Annotated in this window: 17 protein-coding genes; 2 read left to right on the plus strand and 15 right to left on the minus strand. The window is 30.0% G+C overall.

Annotated features, from left to right (window positions below):
• Nucleotide 1: 1 nt before the first annotated feature.
• The 7 genes from ACFQ5N_RS10475 to ACFQ5N_RS10505 form a co-directional block, all read right to left on the minus strand.
• Nucleotides 2-1,441, minus strand: a complete 1,440-nt coding sequence (locus ACFQ5N_RS10475; RefSeq protein WP_386809451.1) for an MBOAT family O-acyltransferase — start codon at nt 1,439-1,441, stop codon at nt 2-4.
• A gap of 6 nt (nt 1,442-1,447) precedes the next feature.
• Entirely contained in the window at nt 1,448-2,326 is an 879-nt protein-coding gene (locus tag ACFQ5N_RS10480; RefSeq protein ID WP_386809452.1) for a glycosyltransferase family 2 protein, read from the minus strand.
• Between the two features lies 1 nt (nt 2,327).
• Nucleotides 2,328-3,479: a glycosyltransferase family 4 protein gene (locus ACFQ5N_RS10485; protein WP_386809453.1), complete on the minus strand. Its 1,152-nt coding sequence runs from the start codon at nt 3,477-3,479 to the stop codon at nt 2,328-2,330.
• A 2-nt stretch (nt 3,480-3,481) separates the two neighbouring features.
• Nucleotides 3,482-4,429 (minus strand): glycosyltransferase family 2 protein, encoded by a 948-nt coding sequence (locus ACFQ5N_RS10490; protein ID WP_386809454.1) that lies wholly within the window; start codon nt 4,427-4,429, stop codon nt 3,482-3,484.
• Nucleotides 4,429-5,385, minus strand: a complete 957-nt coding sequence (locus tag ACFQ5N_RS10495; RefSeq protein WP_386809455.1) for a glycosyltransferase family 2 protein — start codon at nt 5,383-5,385, stop codon at nt 4,429-4,431. The genes ACFQ5N_RS10490 and ACFQ5N_RS10495 overlap by 1 nt, the downstream gene beginning before the upstream one ends.
• Before the next feature lie 70 nt (nt 5,386-5,455).
• Nucleotides 5,456-5,650 carry a glycosyltransferase family 2 protein gene (locus ACFQ5N_RS10500; protein ID WP_386809456.1) on the minus strand — a complete coding sequence of 65 codons (195 nt, stop codon included), beginning with the start codon at nt 5,648-5,650 and terminating at the stop codon, nt 5,456-5,458.
• On the minus strand, nt 5,647-6,594 hold the full coding sequence (locus tag ACFQ5N_RS10505) for a glycosyltransferase family 2 protein (protein WP_386809457.1): 948 nt from the start codon (nt 6,592-6,594) through the stop codon (nt 5,647-5,649). The genes ACFQ5N_RS10500 and ACFQ5N_RS10505 overlap by 4 nt, the downstream gene beginning before the upstream one ends.
• A 516-nt stretch (nt 6,595-7,110) precedes the next feature.
• Between ACFQ5N_RS10505 and ACFQ5N_RS10510 the strand changes: the two genes are divergently transcribed.
• Nucleotides 7,111-7,506, plus strand: coding sequence for an HU family DNA-binding protein (locus ACFQ5N_RS10510; RefSeq protein ID WP_386809458.1), 396 nt, complete (start codon nt 7,111-7,113; stop codon nt 7,504-7,506).
• Nucleotides 7,507-7,896: 390 nt separating this feature from the next.
• Here the strand turns inward: ACFQ5N_RS10510 and ACFQ5N_RS10515 are convergent, their stop codons facing one another.
• The 7 genes from ACFQ5N_RS10515 to ACFQ5N_RS10545 all read right to left on the minus strand — a co-directional run bounded on the left by ACFQ5N_RS10515 (nt 7,897) and on the right by ACFQ5N_RS10545 (nt 14,041).
• On the minus strand, nt 7,897-8,808 hold the full coding sequence (locus tag ACFQ5N_RS10515) for a glycosyltransferase family 2 protein (protein WP_386809459.1): 912 nt from the start codon (nt 8,806-8,808) through the stop codon (nt 7,897-7,899).
• Nucleotides 8,809-8,842: 34 nt separating this feature from the next.
• Nucleotides 8,843-9,712, minus strand: coding sequence for a GT-D fold domain-containing glycosyltransferase (locus ACFQ5N_RS10520; RefSeq protein ID WP_386809460.1), 870 nt, complete (start codon nt 9,710-9,712; stop codon nt 8,843-8,845).
• A complete protein-coding gene (locus ACFQ5N_RS10525) occupies nt 9,691-10,980 on the minus strand; it encodes an ABC transporter ATP-binding protein (protein ID WP_386809461.1) in 1,290 nt (429 codons plus the stop codon). The genes ACFQ5N_RS10520 and ACFQ5N_RS10525 overlap by 22 nt, the downstream gene beginning before the upstream one ends.
• 130 nt (nt 10,981-11,110) lie before the next feature.
• Nucleotides 11,111-11,458: a four helix bundle protein gene (locus ACFQ5N_RS10530; RefSeq protein WP_386809462.1), complete on the minus strand. Its 348-nt coding sequence runs from the start codon at nt 11,456-11,458 to the stop codon at nt 11,111-11,113.
• A gap of 154 nt (nt 11,459-11,612) precedes the next feature.
• On the minus strand, nt 11,613-12,485 hold the full coding sequence (locus tag ACFQ5N_RS10535) for an ABC transporter permease (protein ID WP_386809463.1): 873 nt from the start codon (nt 12,483-12,485) through the stop codon (nt 11,613-11,615).
• A 232-nt stretch (nt 12,486-12,717) separates the two neighbouring features.
• Nucleotides 12,718-13,779, minus strand: a complete 1,062-nt coding sequence (locus tag ACFQ5N_RS10540; RefSeq protein ID WP_386809464.1) for an NAD-dependent epimerase/dehydratase family protein — start codon at nt 13,777-13,779, stop codon at nt 12,718-12,720.
• 10 nt (nt 13,780-13,789) lie between these two features.
• Complete coding sequence (locus ACFQ5N_RS10545; protein ID WP_386809465.1) at nt 13,790-14,041, minus strand: GIY-YIG nuclease family protein; 252 nt, start codon at nt 14,039-14,041, stop codon at nt 13,790-13,792.
• A gap of 221 nt (nt 14,042-14,262) precedes the next feature.
• On the opposite strand from ACFQ5N_RS10545, the gene ftcD reads away from it, so the two are divergent.
• The gene (ftcD, locus tag ACFQ5N_RS10550; RefSeq protein ID WP_386809466.1) at nt 14,263-15,954 is read left to right on the plus strand and encodes a glutamate formimidoyltransferase; all 1,692 of its coding nucleotides are present in this window, start codon (nt 14,263-14,265) and stop codon (nt 15,952-15,954) included.
• Nucleotides 15,955-16,152: 198 nt separating this feature from the next.
• Here ftcD and ACFQ5N_RS10555 read toward each other — a convergent pair whose 3' ends face one another.
• Nucleotides 16,153-18,780, minus strand: coding sequence for a valine--tRNA ligase (locus ACFQ5N_RS10555; RefSeq protein ID WP_386809467.1), 2,628 nt, complete (start codon nt 18,778-18,780; stop codon nt 16,153-16,155).
• Between the last annotated feature and the right edge of the window lie 36 nt (nt 18,781-18,816).

Here is an 18,816-nt window from a genome sequence, read left to right on the forward strand (position 1 = left end):
ATTAAAACTGAAAATAAATAAATTCTTGTTGCGTAGCTGAACTAAAAATAAACACTAACCCTATTATTAGCATATAAAAAAACCATCTTAGTATTCTAGATTGTTTTGTTAAAAATACTGCTATTGCATAGTATTCTCGTCTTCCAATCCATTCAATTAATAAAAAAAAGATAATTAACACTAGCAAGTTTGTTGGTCTAACTTCTGGTAAAGTTAATAGACTTGAACTAAACAAACCTTTTAAATAAAGCCATGCATGACTTAAGTTTTCTGCTCTAAAAAAAACCCAAGCAATTACGGTTAAACCAAATGTCAATCCCATTTTAAACAACTCAGTAAAACTAGGTAAAATACTATTTTGAGCGACTATATCAAGATTGTTTCTATTACTCTTAGTTAATAATAATGGTAAAAAATATAACGCATTTAGGACTCCCCAAACAACAAAAGTCCAATTAGCTCCATGCCAAAACCCACTTACTAAAAAAATAATAAACGTGTTACGTACTTTAATCCAAACACCTCCTTTACTTCCTCCTAGCGGAATGTATAAATAATCTCTAAACCATGTTGATAATGAAATGTGCCAACGTCGCCAAAACTCAGCGATATCGCGTGAAAAATAGGGAAATGCAAAGTTTTGTTTCAAATTAAAACCAAATAATCTTGACGTTCCAATTGCAATGTCAGAGTATCCTGAAAAATCACCATATATTTGAAATGTAAAAAACAAGGCTCCTATTAACAGTGTACTTCCTGAGTATTCTGAAGAATTATTAAATATCTGATTTGCAAATTCAGCACAATTATCTGCTATAACTACTTTTTTAAAAAAACCCCAAAGTATTTGTCTACAACCATCAACAGCTCTACTATAATAAAATTGTCGTTTTTTATAAAATTGTGGCAATAAATTAGTAGCACGTTCAATTGGTCCTGCAACTAATTGCGGAAAGAAACTTACAAATGCTAAGAATGAAATAATATCTTGTGTTGGTTCTAACTTTCGTTTATAAATATCTATCGTATAACTAAGTGTTTGAAATGTATAAAAACTAATCCCAACTGGTAAAATAATATCTAAGGTATTAGGTTGTATGCTACTTCCAAAGAAAGTGAATGCTTCTACAAAGTTATCTACAAAAAAATTGTAGTATTTAAAAAAGCCTAAAAACCCTAAGTTTACTATAATACTTGTCCATAATAATAGTTTCCGTTTACCTTGTTTCTTTTCTTTTATTAGTTGTAGGCCCATACTATAATCTAATAAAGAACTAAATATTATTAAAGATAAAAAACGCCAATCCCACCAGCCGTAAAACACATAACTAGCAACTACTAATAATACATTTTGAAATTTTAAATTTTTATTAGTTACAAACCAATACAGTAAAAATACAATTGGTAAGAAAACAGCAAAATCTAAGGAGTTAAAATACATCTAAGTTTAATATTTTAAGGGTTTTAAATTTAATATAGCTTTAATAGTTTTAGACTTTACTGGTTGTCTATATTTTAAAATTTTCGGCAATTTAAAAGGTGTTGAGAAAACTACTACTACAAAAGATTTAAAATAAGACCAATCTTTTAAAGCGTACTTTTTAAAATTATGCCATAATGTTTTTATCACCTTTTTAGTTGGATTTGGGTAATAAACTATATAATAGCGTAATGTATTTTTTAATTGTCGCCCAAACCTAAAGTAATTGCGACCTTGTTGTTTACGTTTTTCACCATCAATACGATGGTTTACTTTTATATTTGGTTCATATAAAATATCATACCCCAAATCTAAAACCTCTAATGCAACTGCCGTCTCTTCTCCATAGATATCAATCCAAACAGGAAAACCATTTGTTGCTTCATACACATCTTTTTTTATAGCAAATCCACAACCTATAAAATCGTTTGTAAAATACGATTCTAAAGTTTTACTATTTTTTAACGCTACTTGATCTGCTTCAAACAAACCTCTTACTTCCTGAAAAGCAATAATACCCAAATTAGTATTAGCTGTAAAAGCTTGTTCAACTTGTAGAATCAAATTTGGGGTTAAAGGGTGTGCATCATCATCCAATCCAATAAAAATAGTTCCTTTTGCCTTTTTGTATAATGCACATCTTGCCGGTGATGCACTAATACTATCTTTAACAATAATCCATTTTACCCAATCAAAATTGGCAATAATTACTTCGGTTTTAGAGCAACCATCAATAAACACTAATACTTCATGTATAGATACATCTATTAATACTTTTAACTTATTTAAAGTTAAAGCCAAATCTTCGGGCCTGTTCTTAGTGACTATTAAAAATGAAATCTGCATTTTAGTTCATTTCCGCATAAACGGTTATATAAAGGTTATCTATACTAGGTTGCAAAGTAGCACGATTATAATGCGCTTGCATAAAATTGGTGTTAAAATCTTGTGCTTGTTGTCTTAAAGCATCATCATTCAATGCATTTTCTATATGCTGTACAATTTCGTTTACGTTTAAAGGGGCATCAATTAAAAAACCATTTTTATTGTGTTCAATAACTTCTTCCGTAACATTCCCAGGATTTGTTTGTATAGGAAAAGCACCCATTGACATGGCTTCTAGCAACGCATTTGGCATACCATCTGATATACTATTAGCAATATAAATACTACTAGTACCCATTAATTCTAGCAGTTTTTTATTTTGTATAAAATGATATCTGGAATAAACTTTTATTTGCAATTTTGAAAGTATTTTAGATGTTATTATTTGCTGTTGAATGCAATCATCAGCACTATAAATTACGATTTTCTTGTTTAATAATAACCGCTTTGAAACCAACGCTAAAGCTTCTAGCACTATTGAAGCTTTACCAACTCCATCATCATATCCTTTAATTAATATCGTATTTCGCTCTGTAACTAATTTAATTTTTGTTGTGTCTATAGTTAATCCTCCATTACCAGGGAATACACCTAAAAATTGATTTTTAAATCCGTTTTTAGTAGCTAAATTATAATCGCGTTTACAGTCTGTAATTAAATAGTTTACACGTTTGTAAAAACGATCTAACTGATGCTTTGATACTCCTAATTGTTTGAAGTAATACACATCACTTCCCCAAGAGGAATAGATTAACGGAATGGTATTTTGTTCCATTATTGGTAAAATAGGCAATCCTGATAATTGCATTTCAAAACAATGCACAATATCTGGTTTAATAGAGTTTAAAGCATTTTTAAAAGCCTTCTCAATATTATTTTCATTACTTTTTTGAATGATTTTATACAGTTTCGGAAACTTACTTTTAATGGTGCTTCTAAACGGGAAATCCCATTTCAATTTCCATCCCTTAATTTGTATTACCCAATCTACTTTAGGTGACTTTGGACCACCATCAGTCACATCAAACCAATAAACATCGTAGCCTGAATCTTTCAATTGGTTTACCCATTGAAAAAAGTGATGATTTGGTATGGCGACCATTAATAGTTTCATTATTATAATTTAAAAAAGGGTTTAAATTTAGTATCTCCTTTTTTAATCACTTTAAAAACAGCATAGAATAAACGAATGCGAGTCAATTTTATTTTTAATTTAAAATTATAACCTAAATGTTCTTCATTTATAAAATTCAAACACTGTTGCGCAGCTTTAAAATTACGTTCTGCCAATGCTTGTCTAAAAAAACCTAACGTCATTTTTAGAATAGCTAGTTTTATTTTTTTTGTTTTTGATAAGTTTAAAACAGTATGTTTTGCTTCAAAATAAGACTGTAATCCATAAACTACATTCGTATAAAAACTATTAGTTGAAGATTCCGATCCAACACGATAATAGATTAAGGGTTGATTAACTATTGCATAACTTTTATTATTGAAAAGTGCTCGCGCATATAACTCATGGTCTTCAAGAATATGTAAGTCTTCACGAATTGGTAAATAAGGTTTTAAACTTGTTGTTTTCCAAAGTGGAGCAACCATCATCATAGGAAAAGTACCTGTTGTAAAATCTACAAATATATTAGTACTTTGTTTTATGCTTGGTTGATTAGCCTTAGTAAATAATTGAGTATTAAAATCGCCTGAAAATTCTTGTAATTGACAGACTACAAAATCGCTATCACAAATAACATTTATTTTTAACTGTAAATGTTCTGGATGCATTACATCGTCACTATCAAAAAACTGAATATAATCCCCTTTAGCTTTAGTTATAGCAAAGTTTCTGCAAGCACTCGGTCCTTTAGTACTATTTTCTGGGCGCTTAAATAATTGAAATCTAGAATCGTTTACGGTTAAGGCAGTAGTTACTTCGATTGTATTATCTGTACTTCCATCATCCACAATAATACACTCCCAATTAATATATGTTTGTGCTATAATAGACTGAAGAGTTTCTTCTATTAAATGTGCTCGATTATATATTGGAATGATGATGGATATCATTATCTAAATACTACTATTTTTAATATGTAAAACTGTGACTTGAAACCATCTATTGTTGTCATTTTTGGACTCGAATAAACGTATTGTAAATTCATGTAATATTTAATAACGTCTTTTATGCGCTTTGCTAAATTAGTTTCAAATCTTAAACCTGCGTAAAAAGCCCATAAGGCTTTTTTTGCTATAGTCTTATTAAATTCAGCATCAACACTAATCATATTGTTCTTTGCTAATTTTAAACATTGATAACGATAATAAAACACATCGTATAATTTTTGCTTTGTAATATTTACTTTTGCACTTATTTGACTATCATGACCATCTCCACTTCTTATAGTTGCTAATACTTTATCAATAATTACAACTTTAAGTGTTTTTATCGCCAACATGCGTATATGAAACTCATTATCTTGGTAGCGCATAATCGTATCATCAAATAATGGTTTTCCTTTTAAAAAAGATGTTTCCCACATAAAACCAGAGGTTTGAATCTCTATGTTTTCCATTGCATAGTTATAAAAAAGGTTTTTACCATTATCATATTCAAACTTACTTTTCCTAAACTCTGTTAATTGATAATTAGCATAATTATTTTTATGGATAACAGCATTTATATCTGAAGTAAAAGCGTTTGTTTTTTCCTCTAAAAAAATAGGTTGCATAATGTCGTCACTATCAAACCAATTAATATACTCACCTTTTGCTAACGTGCAACCGTAGTTACGACAACTGTTAGCTCCTTTTACTAAATGGTTTGGTCGTTTATAAAATTGAATATTTTTATTTTTAAGTGTATATGCAGCAATGGTTTGTTCCGTTGCATCTGTACTCCCATCATCCACAATAATACACTCCCAATTAGTATAGGTCTGTTTTAAAATAGAATCTAAAGTATCTTTAATAATAGCTTCCCTATTAAAAACTGGGATGATTATGGAGATTAAATATTTACTCATAAAAAATTTAGCTAAGCTTTCGTTTAATTATTATTCTATGAAATGCCTTCCTTTATTTATATTTGTGTTTCTACTTAGTTCTATATCTTTTTTTAAACCTTTTATCATTCAAAATGAATTTTTCAACAACAGTAAAAGTTGCATCCGTTGAACCATCATCAATAATTATACGCTCCCAATTTTCAAAAGACTGCTGTTTAATTGAATTTAGCGTATAGAAAATTATTTTCTCTCTATTATAACAAGGCAAAACAATTGATATCATAATTTTGTTTTTACAATTAAAATTTCACCTCTATCGAAAATAATATTTGTAAAAAAACTTAAAACAAGAAAAAATTTACGCTTTACATTTATTTCTTTTTCAAGCAAAAGCACAAAAAAAACATTTACTGCATATTTATAATTTTTTCGCTTCATCAAAACTTTATAACTTGATACAAAATAATTAATTAAATATATTTTTTCTTCTTGATGAATACTCTTACTTAATTCTTTATAAATTAAATGTCTTGCTCGAAAATAATTCCAAAATTTCTCTTTTGGATTTGTTGTTGATATTCTATTATCATGATATCTAATAAAAACTAAGGGCTGTTCTACAAAATAAAATAATTTTTCTATAGAAAAAATTTTACAATAAAACTCCCATTCTTGAGATGCTTGTAATGTTTCATTAAAACTTAGAACATTATCTATTAAAAAAAATTTTGCCCATAATGTAGATGGTGTAAAAACTACAAACTCTTCCTTTAAATATTCTTTAAATGGGTCCTTTTTATATGCTTTTACTGGACGTAACCCATAAAACCTTCTTAGATCTTTATTAAAATTTAATGTTTGACATATTGAAAACTTAAAACCTGATTTCAATAATGAAGTAACTTGAATATTTAACTTTTCAAAATGCATCAAATCATCACTATCAAACCAATTGATATACTCCCCTTTACTCAACTCAAAACCGTAATTACGGCAAGCATTCGCTCCTTTTGGCCTATATGCTGGGCGGTGGTGGTACTGAAAACGAGTATCTTTTTTACAATACTCTTGTAATAGCTCATTTGTGTTATCTGAACTTCCGTCATCCACCACAATGCACTCCCAATTAGTATATGTTTGTGCCAATACACTATCTAAGGTTTCACCTATTAAATGTGCACGATTATAGGTAGGGATAATGATGGATACTAAAGGGTTCTCTCTCATACAATATAAACTCAAAATACGCGTAAAAATAGGGATTCTAATCGAATCTAAAAATGAAATGGTGTAGATTTTAAACAACAATTATCATATTAAAAAACTTCTTGATGTAAATATTACATATAATCTTTTTTTAAAAAAACAAAATTATACACGTATTTCCATCTCAAAAACAAAAAATCAAGAATTTTAGTTCTTTTTTTCAATGCTATATAGTTTAATATGCATGCGTATACAATTTATGTTAGATACGCATGCAAGTAGGTGTTAGATGCGCATAGTTTTGAATTTGTATGCGCATACAATTCAGTTTATATATTATTGCTTTATTAAAAAATGATGTTATTCAGTTGCAAAAACACACAAACTCACTAAATGTCAATTCATTAAATAACTTTTCAACATAAAAATGTTAATTACTAAATTAAGTAAAAGACTATTTAGGTTTAAAAACTAATTATTTTTGATATGTCATACAGAGTGTATGATTTTATTTAATAATTTTTAAAATTTAATACAATGAGTATCAAATTTAAAACGGTGCAAATGGTGAATCCGCAAGACATCACTGCACCAAGAAAGTTTTATGCAAAGGCTGCTAAGGCCAGCATAACAGATTTAGATGAGTTAGCAGAATTAGTTGCTTTCAATTCATCAATGAGTAAAACAGATTGCTTTGCAGTTTTAATGGGTCTTGAAACCTTTGTGGTTAGAGAGCTTGAACATGGCAGAAATGTTCGTTTAGGGCAATTAGGCACCTACAAAATTGGACTGCAATCGGAAGGTAGAGATACCGAGGAAGAAGTTGATTTTACGGCGATTAAAAAAGCTAAAATCAATTTTACACCTGGTGTTGGTATTCGTAAAATGTTAAAACATTTAGAATACAAAAAAGCCCAAAATCAATCCGCATAGATTTTGAGCTTAGCTTACTAAAAACTCTGAGTGTTTACGCACTCGGAGTTTTTTTATTTAATAATTTAATCAAATTTACAGGAACAGTATGTTTATCACCAAATATTATTTAATATATTTTGCAAAAGTTTGTTAACAAAAGTTAATAAAAAATCCGCAAAACCCTAATTTTTAACGATTTTTAGGTTCAAATGGTGAACGTATTATATACCGATATTTTAAAAAAATGTTTACGTTTGAAGGGTAATGAAAGTTTTCAAGTAGGTTTATGCTAAAACACCACAAGAAGTATCATCACAACAAATTACCAAAGGCAAAGTCAATTACCGCTCAAGTCCCTTGTTTAAGGAAATGTACAAGGAGTAATATTAAAGTTTAAGAAGGTTTAGCTTAAAAGTTTAGGTAGTGTTTACCTTTAGTTTTATTTATCTCTCTACTGTTTATAATTTCTGGGATTATACTTTTTATTAATTTAAACTCATTATAATAAAATTTAGCCTTATTGAATTGAAACTTCAACAAAAGTTTTACTATCAGTTTTAAATATTTATTTTGTTGACTGCTTGTTTGATTATTAACATTCACATTAATATTTGCCCAATTATATTTCAAGACTCTTTCTTTTAATAACAACTGCTCTCTATATGTAGGTTGTGTTGACTTAGTTCTAAATTCTCTATCATGTAATACAAAAGTATTTGGAACTATTCCAACTTTAAGTTGATGATACAAAACTCTTTGGCAATAATTATCATCTTCCCCATAATGAAAAAAAATTGGATCAAATCCCCCTACTAATTCTATTGTATTCCTTGGAATCAACCAAGCTGCAGCATTTACAAAAGGAACTTCATAAATATATTTTGAATATTTTTGGTTAACTGCATCAAACAAAAATTCCCTATTTCTTAAAGCATAATTTGAAAAATTAATATCTAAGCCATCATTACTACCATTTAAATGTATAGGACTCAATATCCCATAGTTTTTATTTTCTTTATGGATTTTAATTAATGATTCAATAGTATTGGTTTCCAAATAAGCATCTTGATTTAATAAGAAAACATACGCAGCACCCTGATTTAATGCATAGCTAATCCCAATATTATTAGCTTTTCCAAAACCTAAGTTTTCATTTTTTTCTATTAAATGAACTTTTGGAAATTTCTCTTTAATAAATGAAACTGTATTGTCTAATGAATTATTATCAATTATAACTGTATTACAATCTTTAGGTATAGAATTTAAACATTGTTCTATCCATTGTATTCCATTATATGTTACAATAACTATATAAATCATAAAAGTCATTAAAATTTAAATAAATTTTACGTTCTTATAAATCACTTAACAAATATTTATAATCAATTTTATTTTTCTTTAACCAAGTTCTAGTCATATTGTCATTAAATCCATCCAGCAAACTTCCAAAATCAAATAAATAAATATTGTAATCATCATTGTACAATCTTTTCATTAAAGGTCTACCTGAACACCCCATTGCAATAACGATCACACAAAAAGAATCTATTTTAATTAATTCATTTTTTGCTTCAGAATATATCCTTTCTATTTCACTATAAGCATTCTTTTCAGGTGTTTCAATATGCATAACATTACCGAATAACTTATTAAGAACATCATTTTTTAAATATTTATTTCCAATAAATAACTTCGTATGTATCTTTAAATTTTTCAAGAAAATTTTTGCCCTTTCAATATTATTTGAAGCATTAAAATGTAGAGCGATTGGACTAAAAATATTTTCTCCTATAAAAAATTGAAATGTATTCATTAATAAAATTTGAGCTTCTTTATCTTTAACTAAATGATTTCCGATGAACATTCCTTCTTCATATCCATATCTTTCCGAATGTATTGCTAAACATTTATGTACATTTTCTCCTTTACATTCAAAAGCTTCCTTCATTTCTATAGCTAATTGTAAGTTTGGATTTTGAAAAGAATCCATCTTCATATTCATTAAAAAAACATCTCCATCTCCAAATCTCATATATACCCCTTTTTGCTGATTAACTATACTATTTTCAACAACATCAAGAGTCTGAGAAGTATTAATTATGCGAATTGAACTTAAATTTAAGATATCTTCTCTTATGTTCTTTCTAAAAATAGTCTTAAATACTTTATAGAAATATGAAATAAATAAATTTAATATTTTTATTAAACAACTTTTGATTCCCATACTGAATGTAAATAAACTTTAGAATGCTTAGGTAAGCGCTTTGTACGTTTAGTATAATCTCCCTGTTCTAAACTAAAAGTGAAACAATTTTTAATAGTATATAGCGTTTCAGTTTGAGATCTCCCTACCCACAAATTAATATTGTAAACACCAGGTATAAACAACAACTCTTTTGATTCAATTGAAATTTTTAATACTGAATTATTAGTAGCTGTTTGAATATATAAACCACTATCTTCATTTATTAAATGTGATATTAATTCTTGTTTATCATTAAAAATATCAAGTGCAAAAGAAAGGTCTTTGATATCTTCAAATATTTTCACATTAAATTCAATCTTAAAAACATCACCTAACATCAATGATTCTCCATTTTTAAGAAGTGAATTATCAGTACTTAAAACTTTCAAATTACTTAATTTCACTTTACCTAAAATATTATTATGAATCATATATTCCTTTTTTAATCTCTCTCGACATATTACACTATAATGCTCTATACTTTCAGCAACTTCTCCTTCATAAACTAGTTTTCCGTTATCTAAAACCACAACCCTACTGCATAAACTTTGCACAGCCGTCATATTATGACTTACAAACAACACCGTTCTCCCTTCACCTTTAGAGATATCTTGCATTTTACCAATGGCTTTCTTTTGAAATTCTGCATCACCAACAGCCAATACTTCATCAATCACTAAAATATCTGGTTCTAAAAAAGCTGCTACAGCAAATGCCAAACGCACGGTCATACCACTGCTGTATCTTTTGGTAGGGGTATCTATATAACGCTCACAACCTGAGAATTCTATAATCTCGTCTAACTTCGCATTGATTTCGGCCTTGGTCATCCCTAAAATAGCGCCGTTTAAGTAAATATTTTCCCTGCCTGTGAGTTCAGGATGAAAACCTGTACCCACTTCCAATAAGGAGGCTATCCGTCCTTTAGATTTGATACTTCCAGTTGTTGGTCCAGTTACCTTAGACAGTATTTTTAACAAGGTAGATTTACCCGCACCATTTTTCCCAATAATACCAAGTACTTCTCCTTTTTTAACTTCAAAATTAATATCTTTTAATACCCAAACATATTCAGAAGTTCCTTTTGAACTACGATCATTTACATCGCCTATTTTTAAAAATGGATCTTCTTTTCCTCGTATTTTATGCCACCACCTATTTAAATCGTGACTAATAGTACCTGTTCCCACTGTTCCCAATCGGTACTGCTTACTAAGGTTTTCTATTTTTAGGATAACTTCGTTCATTTTATTCACTTGTTATTAGTGAGACGGTTTTTCGTAAGACGTGAGACGGTTTTTTTTTGTGAATCGTCTTCTCACTTCTCAACGCTGAGCTCCACGAAGTAAAACTTTTCACTTTTCACTTCTCACTAAATTACTTATTACTCAAATAATTTCTAAATCCAATTATTAATCTCTTAACATCATTTGTTAGATCTTCAAATATCTCATTTTTCTCAATAAACCCCAATCGTACCGCAATCAAATATTGAGTATCTAATTCAGACAAAGAACCTAATGCAATATGCAAAAATTGAATAAACTCTTTATCGCCTTTTCTACCTGCTCCTTCAGCAATGTTAGAAGGAACTGAAACTGCAGCTCTCCTAATTTGACTTGTCAATCCAAATTTTTCAGTATCTGGAAATAAATAAGAGATGGTATACACTTGTTCAACCAAATCCATACTTTTTTTCCAAACATCCAACTCTTTATGATTCATCTTCTTCACTTTTTTAATATCGTGAGACGGTTATTCGTGAAACGTGAAACAACATTTTGTGAGACGTCTTCTCACTGCTGAGCCCGCGAAGCAAACCTCTTCACTTCTCACTTCTCACTTCTCACTTCTCACTTCTGAGCCTCGCGAAGCCCCCCTAAACCGTATCAATAAAATTCTTTTCTGCTTTGTTAAAAATAATAATTCCAGACAGTAAAATCACAGTTGTACTAATTAAAGTATACACAAACATATTTGTATTAAACTCTCCAGTATTCAATAACATATATCGTACAGCTTCAATTACAAATGATAACGGATTGTATTTTACAATCCATGCATATTTTGGTAGTTTTTCCACAAAAAAGGAAACTGGATACATAACCGCCGAAACATACATTAACAATTGCAATCCGAAACCTATTAATATTTTTAAATCTCTATATTTTGTAACCATTGATGAAATAATCATTCCTAAGCCTAAACCTAATAGTCCCATAATTAGCACCATTAAAGGAAATAATACTACATAACTATTTAAACTAATTGGTGCGCCATTCATATAAAAATATAAGAAAAATGCAGCAAATATAAATAGTTGAATACTAAATTTTAACAGGTTAGAAATAACCACAGATAAAGGCATAATCATACGTGGAAAATAAACTTTCCCAAAAATACCTGCGTTAGACGTAAACGTACTAGAAGTAGCATTTAAACATTCTTTAAAATAATTCCAAATAGTAATTCCTGCCAAATTGAATAAAAACGGAGGCACTGTTCCGGTTGAAATATTGGCTACATTGTTAAAAATCAATGTAAATATTACCGAAGTAAATAAAGGCTGAATTAAATACCATAATGGTCCTAATATAGTTTGCTTATACACCGTAACAATATCGCGTTTCACAAATAAAAACAATAAATCACGGTATTGCCAAACTTCCTTTAAATTTAAAGAAAGTAAATTATTTTTAGGAGTGATTTCAAATAACCATTCGTCTTTTGTATGTTCACCACTTTTAAGCATGCAATTATTTCTATAAATTTATGAAACGTTTAATCAGTTTATTTTAAAACGCAGGTAAATATAGCTGTTTACAAAGGATTTTAAAAATTTAGTTTAGATGGATTTTAACTGAAAATTTAGCAGAATTGTAGCACTTTTATCAATTCAAAATACACCTTGTACTGAAATTTAAACATCAAATTAACAATTAAAGAAACGCAAAAACAAACTTAATGTTAAATAGCACTTTAAGTTAAGTATTCAACTTTAAATACCGTTCAACAAAAGCTTGCACACCATCTTCTAAATTTGTAGACGGTTTAAATTGAATATAATCATACAAACTTTGCACATTAGCATAGGTAGATTGCACATCACCTGGTTGCATTGGTTTGAACTTAATTTTTCCTTTTTTACCCAAAGCTTTTTCTATGGCTCTTACAAAATCCATCAATGCTACCGGACTGTTATTTCCTATGTTAAATAATTGATATGCTTTTGAACTTTTAGAAGTAACTGGGTTTTTAGGATCAAATAACGGATTATTTTCTTTTGGAGCTAAAGGAATCAAACGTTTTACACTTTCAACAATATCACCAACATAGGTAAAATCTCTACTCATATCTCCATTATTAAATACTTCAAACTCCTTATCTTCAACCATTGCTTTTGTAAAAAGATGCAAAGCCATATCTGGCCTTCCCCAAGGTCCATACACCGTAAAAAAGCGTAAACCTGTACAAGGAATATTAAATAAATTAGCATAGGAATGCGCCATCATTTCATTGGCTTTTTTACTAGCAGCATACATAGCTAAAGGATGGTCCGTTACATTATCTTCATGAAACGGCACTTGTTCACTTAAACCATAAACAGAACTTGATGATGCAAATATTAAATGCTCTACAGGGTACGATCTGCAACTTTCTAAAATATTTAAAAAACCTGTAATATTACTATCAACATAAACATGAGGATTCTTCAAAGAATACCTCACTCCTGCTTGCGCCGCTAAATTTACTACAACATCAAATTGCTGATTTTTAAACAAGGTTTTTACATTTTCTAAATCTGTTAAATCTAGTTTTATAAACGCTGTATTTTCAATTTCAAGAAGTGTATTGTATGAAATTTCATCTACATTAAAACCTAAATCTTTCAAACGTGCTAATTTCAAATTTGGATCGTAATAATCATTTATGTTATCTAACCCAACCACGTGATATCCCGATTTCACTAGTAATTTGGCTAAATGATACCCAATAAAACCAGCCATTCCGGTAACAAGCACCTTTTTTATTTTTTGTTCATTCATGGTTTAAATTTTATTTTGAACCTCGACTGGTGAAATACGATTTGAGCCGTTTAGCAATATGCATTTTACCATAATATGTTTTTAAATATATTTCTCTTTTCAAAGCATCTTTTTGTGACAAACAAGCTTCATAGTAAATTAATTTCAAAGGCAACCTATACTTTGTTGAACTTACATTTCCTTTTTGATGTTGCTCAAATCGTACATTCAAATCTTTGGTATAACCTACATAATAATTACCATCTTTTTCACTTAGCAGCACATATGTATAATAAAAATCACCTACATTTGAATGTATTTCACTGGTTAAAACCAGCCATTCCGGTAACTAATACTTTTTTCATAAAAAACACTTCCTTTTTATTCTTTGGCAAAAATAGAATTAATTCATTAAAGCAGTTAACATCTCTTCTATTTATTTTAAAATAGTACCTAGCTAAATCAAATTAACTCATTAAATTTGAGTACCAAATTCAAATTAACATGAACAAACAATTAATTGAATGCGTTCCAAACATTAGTGAAGGACGCAATATGGAAAAAATAAATGCTATTGCTGCTGTTGTTGAAACGGTTGAAGGGGTAAAATTATTGGATATAGACCCAGGAAATGCAACCAACAGAACCGTAATTACATTTGTTGGTGAACCTAAAAATGTGGTTGAAGCTGCTTTTTTATTAATTCAAAAAGCTTCCGAATTAATTGATATGCGCACTCAAAAAGGTGAACATCCACGTTTTGGAGCAACAGACGTTTGCCCGCTTGTTCCCATTTCAGGAATTACTTTAGAAGAAACGGCCGTTTACGCACATCAATTAGGTGAACGCGTTGGTAAAGAGTTAGGTATTCCAGGTTATTTTTATGAAGTAGCAGCAAAAGAAGAAAAACGAAAAAACTTAGCCAGTTGTAGAGCCGGGGAATATGAAGGATTGAAAGAAAAATTAGCAAATCCGGATTGGAAACCAGATTTTGGACCTTCAACATTTAATGAACAGGTAGCAAAAGCTGGTTGTACAGCTATCTCTGCGCGTGATTTTTTAATTGCCTATAATATAAATTTAAACACAACTTCAACCAGAAGAGCTAATGCTATTGCTTTTGACATACGTGAAGCTGGAAGAATTAAACGTGAAGGAAATCCTTCCACCGGAAAAAAAGTTTTAGACGCCAATGGTGAACCAGTGCGAATTCCGGGGAAATTAAAAGCTGTAAAAGGTATTGGTTGGTATATTGAAGAATACGGAATTGCTCAAATTTCATACAACTTAACCAATATAAATATTACTGCTATGCACGTGGCATTTGACGAAACTGTTAAAGCCGCAACAAAAAGAGGTTTACGTGTTACAGGATCTGAATTGATAGGGCTAATTCCGCTACAAGCAATGTTAGATGCCGGAGATTTTTTCTTAAAAAAACAACAACGTTCTTTAGGAATTTCAGAAGATGAAAAAATAAAAATCGCGGTAAAATCGTTGGGATTAGATGATTTAAAACCATTCAACCCAAAAGAAAAAATTATTGAATACTTGCTAGAAGACACCTCTAAAAAATTGGTTGATTATAGTTTAAAAGATTTTGCAGAAGAAACTGCTGGCGAATCTATGGCGCCAGGTGGTGGTTCTATTGCAGCAACCGTTGGTGCTTTGGGTGTTTCTTTAGGTACAATGGTTGCCAACTTATCTGCTCATAAAGCCGGTTGGGATGACAAATGGGAATTTTACTCAAACTGGGCTGAAAAAGGACAAGCATATAAAAATAAATTATTGTTTTTAGTAGATGAAGATACCAATGCTTTTCATAAAATTATTGACGGATTTAGATTGCCAAAAACAACTTCAGAGGAAATAGAATTAAGAAAACAGGCCATAGAAAATGCCACAAAATACGCTACTGAAATTCCATTTCAAGTAATGAAAACCGCTTGTAACTCTATGGAAGTTATGCAAGCAATGGTTAAAGATGGCTTGCAAAGTTCACTTTCTGATGCTGGCGTAGGTGTTTTATGTGCTAGAACAGCAGTAATTGGAGCTTATTTTAATGTACGTATTAACGCTAAAGACATTAAGGATCGTTCATTTGCTGAAGCTATTTTAAAAAAATCTAAAACTATTTATGAAAAAGCAATTGCAATTGAAACTGAGGTAATGCAGTATATTGATGAGCAAATGTAGACTGTTTATTCAGAATAAAATATTGTTTTGTCATTCTAAGTGATAACGGAGAATCTCACATTTCATTAAAATAAAGATTCTTCATTGCGTTGCACTACATTCAGAATGACAGGTTGTACATAAAACAAAAAAAAGATGCTTATTTTATGAGCATCCCTTTTATAATATATTTCTAAAATACAATTTACCTTTCTATAGTTACAAGCTATTTAAACTTGCTTTTATAGTTTCAATTTTTGCTAAAGCATCTGCTTCTTTTTTACGTTCATTTGCAATTACTTGCTCTGGCGCATTGTTTACAAAACGCTCATTGCTTAATTTCTTTTGAACAGATTTTAAGAAACCTTCATTGTATTTTAACTCTTCCTCCAATTTCGCTTTTTCAGCTTCCACATCAATAGCATCACCCATTGGAATAAAATATTCATTTGATTTTACTCTAAAACTTAATGCACCATCAACTTTTTTATCTACATAATTAACTGATGTTAAATTCCCTAATTTTTTAATTACTGCATCAAAATCTGTATTTATTTGATCTTTATTTAATACAGAAAATTCAATTTCATTTTTAAAAGCAATATTTTTTTCTTTTCTAATATTTCTAATTCCTGAAATAACTTCTGAAGCCACTTTAAAGTTTTCAATAATACTTTCGTTTACGGCAGTCATTTTTGGGTATTCAGCAATAATTAAGGCATCTTCAGGAGTTCTATCTGAAATATGTTGCCAAATTTCTTCAGAAATAAATGGCATATACGGATGCAATACTTTTAAATTGTCTTCTAAAAATGAAATTACTGCTTTTAAGGTTACCGCATCAATTGGTTGTTGATACGCTGGCTTTACCATTTCTAAAAACCAAGAAGAAAAGTCGTCCCAAATTAATTTGTAAATATGCATTAAAGCCTCACTTACTCTGTATTGGTCGAAAGATTTTTCTAACTCTACCAATGTTTGTTGAAACTTCGCTTGATACCACTCAATGGCAATTTTAGCCGATTGTGGTTGTTCAATAGAATCTGAAACTTCCCATCCTTTAATCAATCGGAAAGCATTCCAAATTTTATTTGAGAAATTTCGTCCTTGAGCACATAAATCTTCATCAAACAACAAATCGTTCCCTGCTGCAGAACACAACAACATTCCAACGCGCACACCGTCTGCACCATACTTTTCAATTAACCCAATTGGATCAGGTGAATTTCCTAATGATTTCGACATTTTTCGTCCTTTACCATCACGTACAATTCCAGTGAAATATACATTGGTAAAAGGTTTTTCGTTTTTAAATTCGTATCCAGCAAAAATCATACGAGCTACCCAAAAGAAAATAATATCTGGTCCGGTAACTAAATCGTTTGTTGGATAATAATAACTTATTTCTTCATTATCAGGATTTCTAATTCCATCAAAAACAGATATTGGCCATAACCAAGAAGAAAACCAAGTATCTAACGCATCAGGATCTTGAGTTAAATCTTCAACCTTAAACTCCTTCCCTACTTTTTCTGAAGCTAATTTTGCAGCTTCCTCAATAGTTTTAGCAATTACAAAATCTTCAACACCTTCTCCATAAAAATAAGCTGGAATTTGGTGTCCCCACCAAAGTTGACGAGAAATATTCCAATCACGAATATTTTCTAACCAGTGCTTATATGTACTGTTATAATGTTTTGGAAAAAAGTGAATTTCTTCATCTTCTAATACTGCTTTTAAAGCTGGTTCTACAATAGTTTCCATTTTTAAAAACCATTGTGCAGAAATTTTTGGTTCTATAACTACTTTTGTTCTTTCAGAAGTACCAACCTTATGCATATGTTGTTCTACTTTCACCAAACAACCTATTTCTTCTAACTCTTTAGTAATTTCTTTACGAACCACAAAACGATCTTTTCCTTCATAATGCATTCCAAAAGAATTTAAGCTTGCATCATCATTAAAAATATCAATCACTTCTAGGTTGTGTTTTTCACCCAACACTTTATCATTTTGATCGTGTGCTGGTGTTACTTTTAAACAACCAGTACCAAATTCAATATCAACATACTCATCTTCAATAATAGGAATTACTCTTCCAACTATAGGAACAATAGCTTTTTTACCTTTTAAATGTGTAAAACGTTCATCATTTGGATTGATACATATTGCAGTATCACCTAAAATAGTTTCAGGACGCGTAGTTGCAATTGTTAACAGCTCATCACTACCTTCAATTTTATAATTTAAATAGTATAAATTCCCTTGTTTTTCTTCAAAAATAACCTCTTCATCAGACAAGGTTGTTTTTGCCGAAGGATCCCAATTTACCATTCTATACCCTCGGTAAATTAATCCTTTGTTGTATAAATCAATAAAAACACTGGTTACAGCTTCACTTAAATCTGCATCCATGGTAAACTTTGTACGTTCCCAATCACAAGAAGCTCCTAACTTTTTAAGTTGTTCTAAAATTATACCTCCATGCTCATCTGTCCAATCCCAAGCGTGTTTTAAAAACTCGTCTCTTGTTAAATCAGCCTTTTCAATTCCTTGCTCTTTTAATTTAGCAACAACTTTTGCCTCAGTAGCAATAGATGCGTGATCTGTACCAGGCACCCAACAAGCATTTTTACCTTTTAAACGTGCGCGTCTAATTAATACATCTTGAATTGTATTGTTTAACATATGTCCCATATGCAAAACTCCCGTCACATTTGGAGGTGGAATTACAATGGTATAAGGTTCCTTTTCATTAGGTGTTGAATGAAAATAATCGTTTTTCATCCAGTAGTCATACCACTTGTTTTCTACGTCTTGTGGATTGTATTTTGTTGCTAAACTCATTTTTGGTCTAATATTTGTAATCTAAGTTTGCAAATG

The sequence above is a fragment of the Lutibacter holmesii genome (assembly GCF_042679665.1).
In the GTDB taxonomy this organism is placed as follows: domain Bacteria; phylum Bacteroidota; class Bacteroidia; order Flavobacteriales; family Flavobacteriaceae; genus Lutibacter; species Lutibacter holmesii.